Origin of the sequence: Halosimplex salinum (assembly GCF_003730195.1) — an archaeon.
Classification (GTDB): Archaea; Halobacteriota; Halobacteria; order Halobacteriales; family Haloarculaceae; genus Halosimplex; species Halosimplex salinum.
Genome location: NZ_QWGG01000002.1, coordinates 635,443 through 643,747, shown reverse-complemented (window position 1 = coordinate 643,747; position 8,305 = coordinate 635,443). Strand labels below are relative to the sequence as shown.

3 protein-coding genes are annotated in these 8,305 nt (G+C 54.6%); all 3 read right to left on the bottom strand.

Annotation, left to right across the window (positions count from 1 at the left end; all coding sequences use genetic code 11):
* Positions 1-259 precede the first annotated feature (259 nt).
* The gene (locus D1409_RS08295; RefSeq protein WP_123535923.1) at positions 260-1,492 is read right to left on the bottom strand and encodes a hypothetical protein; all 1,233 of its coding nucleotides are present in this window, start codon (positions 1,490-1,492) and stop codon (positions 260-262) included.
* A gap of 60 nt (positions 1,493-1,552) precedes the next feature.
* Complete coding sequence (locus tag D1409_RS08290; protein ID WP_123535921.1) at positions 1,553-6,343, bottom strand: DUF3883 domain-containing protein; 4,791 nt, start codon at positions 6,341-6,343, stop codon at positions 1,553-1,555.
* Positions 6,344-6,456: 113 nt separating this feature from the next.
* On the bottom strand, positions 6,457-8,133 hold the full coding sequence (locus D1409_RS08285; protein ID WP_123535919.1) for an AAA family ATPase: 1,677 nt from the start codon (positions 8,131-8,133) through the stop codon (positions 6,457-6,459).
* Positions 8,134-8,305: the final 172 nt, after the last annotated feature.

The following is an 8,305-nucleotide window of genomic DNA, read 5'->3' as shown; positions in this document are numbered from 1 at the left end:
TCTCCGAGCGGAGACCATCCCTGGAAAAAATCAATTAGCCCTTGCTGAGGGTACATATCCCCCCGATTGGTCGCCTATTACGAGATAGTGGCGAAATTCATCGGGGCTAAACACGTACGGCTCACCCAAGCATCCAACTGGCAGAGTACGAAGATGGGCAGTACCAGCCGACGACAACTAAGGAGAATGCAGAAGTCTTGCTCCGACGGTTCGGGAATCTCATCACCGAGGTGAGTAAGTCAGGTGAAGAGTGAGACAGTCAGAGTCCGACCGCTTGATTTACCGCCCACTCGTTCGATAGGACTTCGCCCTTGTCATCAGTCCCACCTTCAGTGAGCAGTCCGAGGTGCCGAAGGTGGTATTTGAACTGGAAGTGAATGCCCGATTTGTACACGGTCGGATCGGTAAGCTCTGATTCGTCGATGTCACCGTCGGCGGTGAGCACGTCTTCGCGCCTGGATTGGGTGAAGAAGACTTCCACGGCGAGTGGTTGGTTGATGCGGCAGGCTTCTCGAACGACGGCGTCGATGGTGGCGGGTTTGATGCCGCGTTGGTGGAGGCGTTCGAGTGCTTCGATGATGAGTTGCGTTGGCTCGTACTGGATGGCGACTGAGCGGGCGAGTTGTGCCCAGCGGGGAGCAAGGTCGGTGAATGGTGTGGATCGTCCTTTCCAAGAGACGAATTCGTCGAGTGCTGTATCGACGGTCCCGTGTTGGGCGCGGGCAAAGCGGACGACTTCTGCACCGAGGTGCGTGAGTATCTCTCCGTCAGGCCGATTATCAACGAGACCGAGGAGGATTGCGCCGCGGCGGCCGCCTGGTACGCTGTTGATTACGTACTCGGAGTACACGTCAGGCGTATCGCCATCTGCAGCGAGGGCGAGTGCGTAGCCGAGGTAGTTCTTTGGATGGTTTACCGGGAAGCTGCCTTCGGTGAGTCGATGCGTTGTGGCTTGGAACCGGATTGCGTCGATAGTGGTGGAGAAGTCGCCGACGCCGGTGACGCGAGCAGGTTCGATGAGCGTTGCGTCGTACGGGCTTTCGACACCGATGACGCCGATGTTGAGGTCTCTGGCCAGTGCGCGTGCCTGGTCGGTGATGCTTTGGATTGGGGCGGCAACGTACCCAATGTTGACTTCGGACAAGTGGCCATGCGCCTGGTTGATGCCGCGCCGGACATCGGCAGCACTCGGGTCGTTGTTGTCGCCTTTCGCTTCGATTACCGTGACTGGGGTTGTTGCGGCGTCGGCGTTCAGGACTTCGAGAGCAGGCATCCCAACGCCGAGGAGATCAGGTTCCCCGTCCATGAGTCGAATGGTGTTGTACGGCGCTAGGCGACGATGTAATTCGTGAGGGATCTTCCACCCGCCCCACGATGGTTTCGTGAACTGGGTTTCCGTGACAGCGTAATGGTCTGTTCTCGTATCGAGATCAGGGTAAAGAGTGTCCTTCGCAGCAGCGAGAACGTTAGGTTCGGTGAGTGTAGCTGCCATTATGACCGTTACTCTTGCTCAGCTATCATTAAACTGCACTCTGAATGCCTCCTTGATGAGCTACTCAGTCTGACTCAAAGGTAGTTCTTTGACGGTGCCTCCCTTCGAGAAACGCTTTGTGTTCACCGTTAGCGAGATCGAGGTCTGTTCCTCCGGTTTAGCTCGGAGGATTTCCGACGGGTTTTGAATGGTTCGAATGAACGGGTAGCCGGAGGAGTCTAGTCCGAGATCTGCAACGACGTACAGATAGTAATTCTCCTGTAGTTCGGTGTGCGTTGCGGTATTCCATTCGTTCAAGGAAATTGAAACATCACCATCTCCCTTTTGTGATTTGACCTCGATGAGACGGTCAACTTTGGGGTTAGTGTCGTTGCTATCGGGGTGAACAGTGAGGATGTCGAATCCGGGATATGTGAAGTCGAGATCAATGTCACGGGTGAGCCAGTCGAGAACGGGTTTCGATTTGACACCTCTCCGTGCTCGTACCATGTGAGAGCGATCATCAACGTGAAACACGTACTCCTCCGGGTCGTCCACGCCGGTTTCGGCTTGTAGCCGTGAACATTCGAAACTATACGCAATTTCCCGGCCAACTTGATTAATCGCCTCTCGAATTCCACCTAATCCTGGAGAGGATGACGTATTTGCTTGAGAGCCACCGTTTGACCCGCTATTTCTGGACCCTTCTCCGTTCGTGACTATCCCACCGTCGACGCCTGCACCTTCGATTTCGGTCCCGTCTTCAAGGGTGATCGTCAACTCGTCCGGATCCCACAGCTGTTCAGCAGGATCGGTATCTGTACCCTGAGTACGGGTCGCATCATCACTCTCGCCCTGCGTGCCTCCTGGCGAGGCATCCTGTCCAGGCAGGGAGAGTCCCGGTTGCCCAGGGATGTCACCTGCGTCATCATCACTAACGCTTCCTAAACCAATCGAACTGTCGCGGTTCCCGATTGCGGATTCATCAAGCAAATCACGGGGAGCGTCTAGCAGGTCAAGTCGACGCTCTCGTTCCAGCTCTGAGTCCGTCTGGAAAACGAGAACGACATCGCCGATATTCGGATAGTCGAGAAACTCACAAAGTGCCTTGGCAACGGTGTCCATCATGCCCCGAACACCGTCACCGGAGGCGCGGATATAGGGAGTACGTCGTGCACCGGCGCGTTCGGGTGATTGAATGAACCACGGGGGCTCTGCTCGCTCACTGTACTCCTCCAGTCGGTATACAACGTCCAACGTATCTACTACCGTGACCTCATCGATGAAGCGGTCAAGTCTATCAGCATCCTCCGCTCGTTGTGACGGTCGGTCACGCGAGAGTAGACACCGGATCGCGTCCGTGCGTTCTGTAAGAAAGGTCTGAACGTTCGCCGTCAGTTCGTCGCGGCGACTGGAATCGGGATCTGGGAGTTCTGTCTCGACAGCGTCCAGTAGTGGCTGCATGCCGAAGTATCGACCATACGCACCCGCCTCATTTTCCTGAAGAATGAATACGGGCGGGTCGGAAAGCGGTATTTGTTGGCGTTCGCCACGAGAAGTGACATAGAACGCATGCTCAGCGGCACGAAGTTCGTACTCACCATCGGAAACTTCACAGACGACAGATGTCGACGCGAGGTCACTCGCACTCTCCTGCCAGGCTTCCGGCGGATCACGCTTCTGCCGTGACGGCATTACCATCGCCAGTTCTCGATACGCGGTCCGAATTGTAGGCAACGCGTCATCGATCTCTGAATCAGTCATCATGTCTGCTCGCTTCGCCAGCAACTGACAGACGAGTTCTGCATCTGCAGGTTGGAAATCACTGCTGGCGATCGTGGCTCGGATACCGAGTGACTGGCACAGCGCATCTGGAGGATTACCAATGCGTGTTTCGATACCGTTGTGGAGGACAGGAAGGAGGACTGTCCCCTGCTGGTCAATCGTGAACTGCTCGATTAGCGAACCGGTTCGCTGCCAGACTCGCGGTGGCTTGTACTGGCCGTGGATAGAGGGGCACCAATCGGTTTCTCGGAGTTCCCATAACCAGAGATTTCGTCCGAGGGGGTAGCGTTCGGTCGAGTTGGGGACCCCCTTGTTTCGACTGGCGACCTGATTAGCACTGACAGAGTGACCGCCGACACCGACAGCTGTCGCCTCACTGTACCGCATCTCCCACCAGTATGCGAGATGGCAGAACAATCGAATAGCAACGGTTTCATCGGCCTCGGCAGCATCGCGGATTGCCGGCCAGAACTCCAAGCGGTTGGCACGGTAAATTGACAGGTTGTTTCGGTCACTAGCAGTGCTGTCGTCGACGGCCTTTTGCAGTTGCTCCCGGAAGCGATCCCACGTTGACTGATGGAGTGCACCTAACGTTGGATGTTTTTCTGAAGGACGGCCGAGATCGGCTGTCGCCCCGTATTCACGTTCTTCTTCAGGATTGAATAGCGGCGTGAGTCGTAGGTGCGGTGTAACCCCGAGCCACTGGAAGAAGGAGAACCACGCGTCACGAACAGTCGTTTCCTCGTCCGTCCCTGTCGCCTCAGCCTCCGCATCGAGTTCCGCGTCCGTGAGGAGTACTTCGGGTGCGGCTAGAACTGGTGGGTCTACATCGCGCGCTGCATCGAGAACAGGAAGTGGCGATGCCCAATCTGGGAATGACTCATCAAACCAGTCCTCGCCGAAGTAAACTTTGTAAGCCGGCTCCCACCCGTGGTTCTTGGTCGGGACTGGGAGCATACAGAGCCGGTATAGCTCCTCTTCCTTCCGAGGTTCGTGGACGAGCGGATTCGAGGGTTTCACTGTCTCCCCGGCAAGTTCCCGTAGGACACGAAGTTGCGAGATTGATTTCAGGTCAGAAATATCACCGACCGGTATTCTGCTTCGGGGAAGTCGTGGAAGAATGACCGCCTGTGCGAACGACTGGAAATCGAACGTTTCGATACTCCAGATTGAGGCCAGTTCCGATTGGAAGTCATCGGTGTCTCCGTGTTCACCACGAGGACGAGTCCATCCCTCTGGACGATAGATTTGTGGGGCGAGGAACTGAACTCCGGTCAGCTCGACCTGAAGCTCGAAGTTTTCTGGCGGGAAGAGTAAGTTAACGGACTTGGTTGAAACGCGGTTGATTTGACCATCGTCAGTTACCGAGACCGGGAAGACGGGTTCCTCTATACAGGCTTCAAGGAACCGATCCCTGACTTCGGTATCACTGGCGACGGACTCAATGCCGGTGAGAACGTACAATACCGGATCAACTTTGCGGCGAAACCCGACATGGTCAAACGATCGAATCGTGGTCCGCATGGCAGGCGCTGCAGCAAGTACCAACGGTACTTCGTCGGCGTTCAGGCTTTCAACCCCGAGTGATTGAAGCGTGTGAATACTGGCGTCTTCAAGGAGAGCTACTGCTGGGAAGCGCCTTGTTTGCGGATCGATTTCGTTTGGGACTTCACCACCGCCATAGAGGGACGCAATCTCAGACCCGATCCAGCGGGCGTTCTCGTGTGAGTACGGGAGAATCAGTTCTGAGGGCGAATACCTGTCCTCTGACACTCGACACGCTAGCTCGTCGTCAACAACTGGGAGAAAGCGTGTCTCCCAAAACTCATCTGCAAGTGCTGAGGCGAGGTACGCCGGCGCATCACGAGACAGCGCGTCGTTGTGATACTGGATACATGAAAGGAACTCATCGACTGTTGTCCCAGTGCCCGTTGCGTACTCAAGTACGTCTGACGCGATTAATTCCGCGAGCTCGTCCAGTAGAAACGCGTTGTATCCATCTTGCTCGTCTACGACAGGAATCCCGGTCCGTGAACTATCAGGCTTGAATGCTCCATTGATCAGCAGCGGGAACGGGCTTGGTTCTTCTGTGGGTAGAAACAAGTGGATGTTTGGAGCTGTGTCGAACGGTTGGAGATGCACTTTGTCCTTCCGTTCTTCATACCGAAGCGCTACACCGATTTCTGTGAATTCAACGGACTCCCAATGAGGTCCTTCGAGTCCTTCTCGATGCGTGACCGGAATTTCTGCCTTGCGAAATTTGATGTAGCGGTGCTGTTCCGCATCGGGACCCCACTCTGCACGGGTCCCATCACAGCTTATGTCGATTTTTGAGCTCGTGACGTTCTTATCCAGATCCGCATCGATTGAGGACCGGCTCAATTCCCAAACTAACTCATCTCCGTCAATTACGATTTCCAGCTGCTCCAAATTCCGAAGGAAGAGCATGATTTGGGGATTAAGATCAGCTAGACGCTGTTTGATCGTCTCGTAGCGCCCATCCCGTAGTTCAAATTCGAACACCGTTGTGAACGGTGATTCATCAGCTAAGAGTTCCTGTACACGCGGAGGGCGATCATCAGGGAGAAAGGGTATAGTTAGTACGGGTATGTCACTTGGCTTTAATGAACGATCTAATTCCAACTCAGAGCATATTGTCTCGTACGCAGTTTGCCTATCAAACTGGAAGTCGTACGTCGTGGAGTACGCTGCTGGGGAATTCGTGACTTCTAAGACGGACGTGAAACCTCGTCCTTTCTGTCCAATAGTTGCGTACTCGTCGCTCTTTGAGCTCTTCCCGAGGATACACAGTGCTCTAACGTTCTCCTCAGTAAACGGTGCGCCTGTATGAGCCATGTATAATCGATCATCGTGCAACTCAAACCTAGCCCGCTGGTTTTCCCGGTCGTCTAAGACGTCATCAGCGTTCTGAACTAATTCGTAGATAAACCGGCCGTGGTAGTTACTTTGATTCTCAGACTCGTTCCCGATATCCCCGTCAATCCGACCTGGTTGACTTCGGTATGCACCGAGGCATTCCCCCCGGATCTCGGTCAGTAATTCGTCTGTTGTGCGAGCCTGTGACATCTATTACCGTAACACAATGTCACCCATCCGGAATAAGTACTTTGTCCTCCGTCAGCTATTCCATATAGCACTCAGCGTGCGCATTCCTGAGGACGTGGGAGAGTCTCCCGAAATCAACAGATGAGCAAGAACAACCAATATGGCAGATAGCAAATATTGGTGTCACCGTTCTCAACAATCAATGATTCGTCCTCTCTGACTTGCTTTGACAGGCTGTCGGTGATGATGAACCGGTACGGTGCCTGGTAGTCTAATTCTCGGAGTTCTTCACTGTCGGCTTCGGTATGCTGGCCGGAGTCAGGGTCGAAGTCTTCGGCGATTGTTTTGGCGTTACCAGTGTGTGGATGGTAGGAGAGGATGAAGGGGAGGACGTGTCCGTTGCGGTGGAGGATATAGTCAATGAGGCCGGATTCGGTTTCTGTGTATTCGACGTCGTATGCTCCGACGGTGTATGCAAGGCGTTTGGCGTGGTCGAAGGCGACGGTGCGGGCGAGTTTGTACTCGAATTCGTGGTTTAGCGTGTCTTGCCGTTGGTAGCCTTCGAAGCCGTGGTGTTCCTGTCGTTGGGAGAGGAGCACGAGGTGACGTGGATTGCGGAGATACAGGCGGGTGCGGCGGTAGCGTCGCAGGGAGTAGTCGTGCGATTCAGTGACAGCGATCCCCTCATCAAGAACATCGAGGTAGCTATCGACGGTTCGCCTGTCGACGCCGATCTGGTCGCTGAGGGCTGTGTACTGGAGTTCTTCACCGGCGTTGGTGGCAGCGATAGCGCTGAGGCGGTGGAGGTTTTCGGGTTGTTGGATGGACCGGTACTTGGCGAGCTCTTTATAGAGGAAGAGTAGGAAGTGAGATTTGGAGAGTTCGTTCCGGATCGTTAGGTCGTCTGTCTGATGGAGAGTGCCGCCCATGCGCAGGTATGCGCGCGCGGCGTCGTGAAGATTATCGCGGTCGTCCGCGTCGAAGATGCCGAAGCAGAGTTCTGAGAGTGTCTCAACTGCGGTGTCGAGACTGGTTTCGGAATCTCTTCCGGACAGCCCAGTTCGAATCGTCTTGATCGGCGATGGGCCGTCTAAGTCTGATGATTGGTACTGTTGAAGTCGGGTTCGGAATTCGTCATCGAAATCGACTCCGAGGCCTGCGCCGATTTGAACGGTGTCGATGAATTTCATCGGGAGGATCGGCCACAGTTCGAATTCCTCGACGTCGTCGGTGGATTTGGTAGTGGAGAGATCGACTTGAGATTCGACGATGCCGGTCAGGAATACGTACGTGTTCTCGTCGACGAGGTCGAGTAGCTCCGCTTTCCGATCCTCATTGAGGTCAAGGGCTTGGACATCGTCGAGGAGGATGAATTTTTCTCCTTGACGGGGTGCGACGTGCGTCTGGAAGTAGTCGATGACCTGGCTGAGACGTTTGATGCCGTCGCCTGCGCGTTCGAGCTGGTATAGGGAGTCTTCTAAGGGGATGTAGAGTATTTGCCGCGGTTCGATTGCGGAGGTGAGTTCGAGGTCTGTGTTTTCGTGCGGGAGGTCTGTTGTGTTGAGGAGTGCTGCGACGAGTTGGTGGAGAAGGGTGGTTTTGCCGATGCCGGTCTGGCCGTGAATTGCGTAGACGAGGCTCTCGACGCCGTCAGCGTAGTGGGTGTTCGTCGTTTTAAGAACGCGGTGGAAATCAGATCGAGGAGTAAGTTCTGTGGCTTGTGAGAGTTCTGGAGAGGTGCCGTCACTCCACCACTGGTTGTGGTGTTCGGCGTCGTCGATGAACTCTTCTGCGCTCCCTGTCCCAAGCATAGAGACGATTATTATGGGCTAGTACAAATATTCACGCATCTCAATGTCGTTATTCAGATTCTACTATGGTTCTGCCGTCTCTCAGGCCCAGTGTAGCAGATTATCGACTCTCGGTGTCGTTCGATACTACCTCTGAAGTACCTCATTGACGCGATGAGGCGCTTTATTGGAG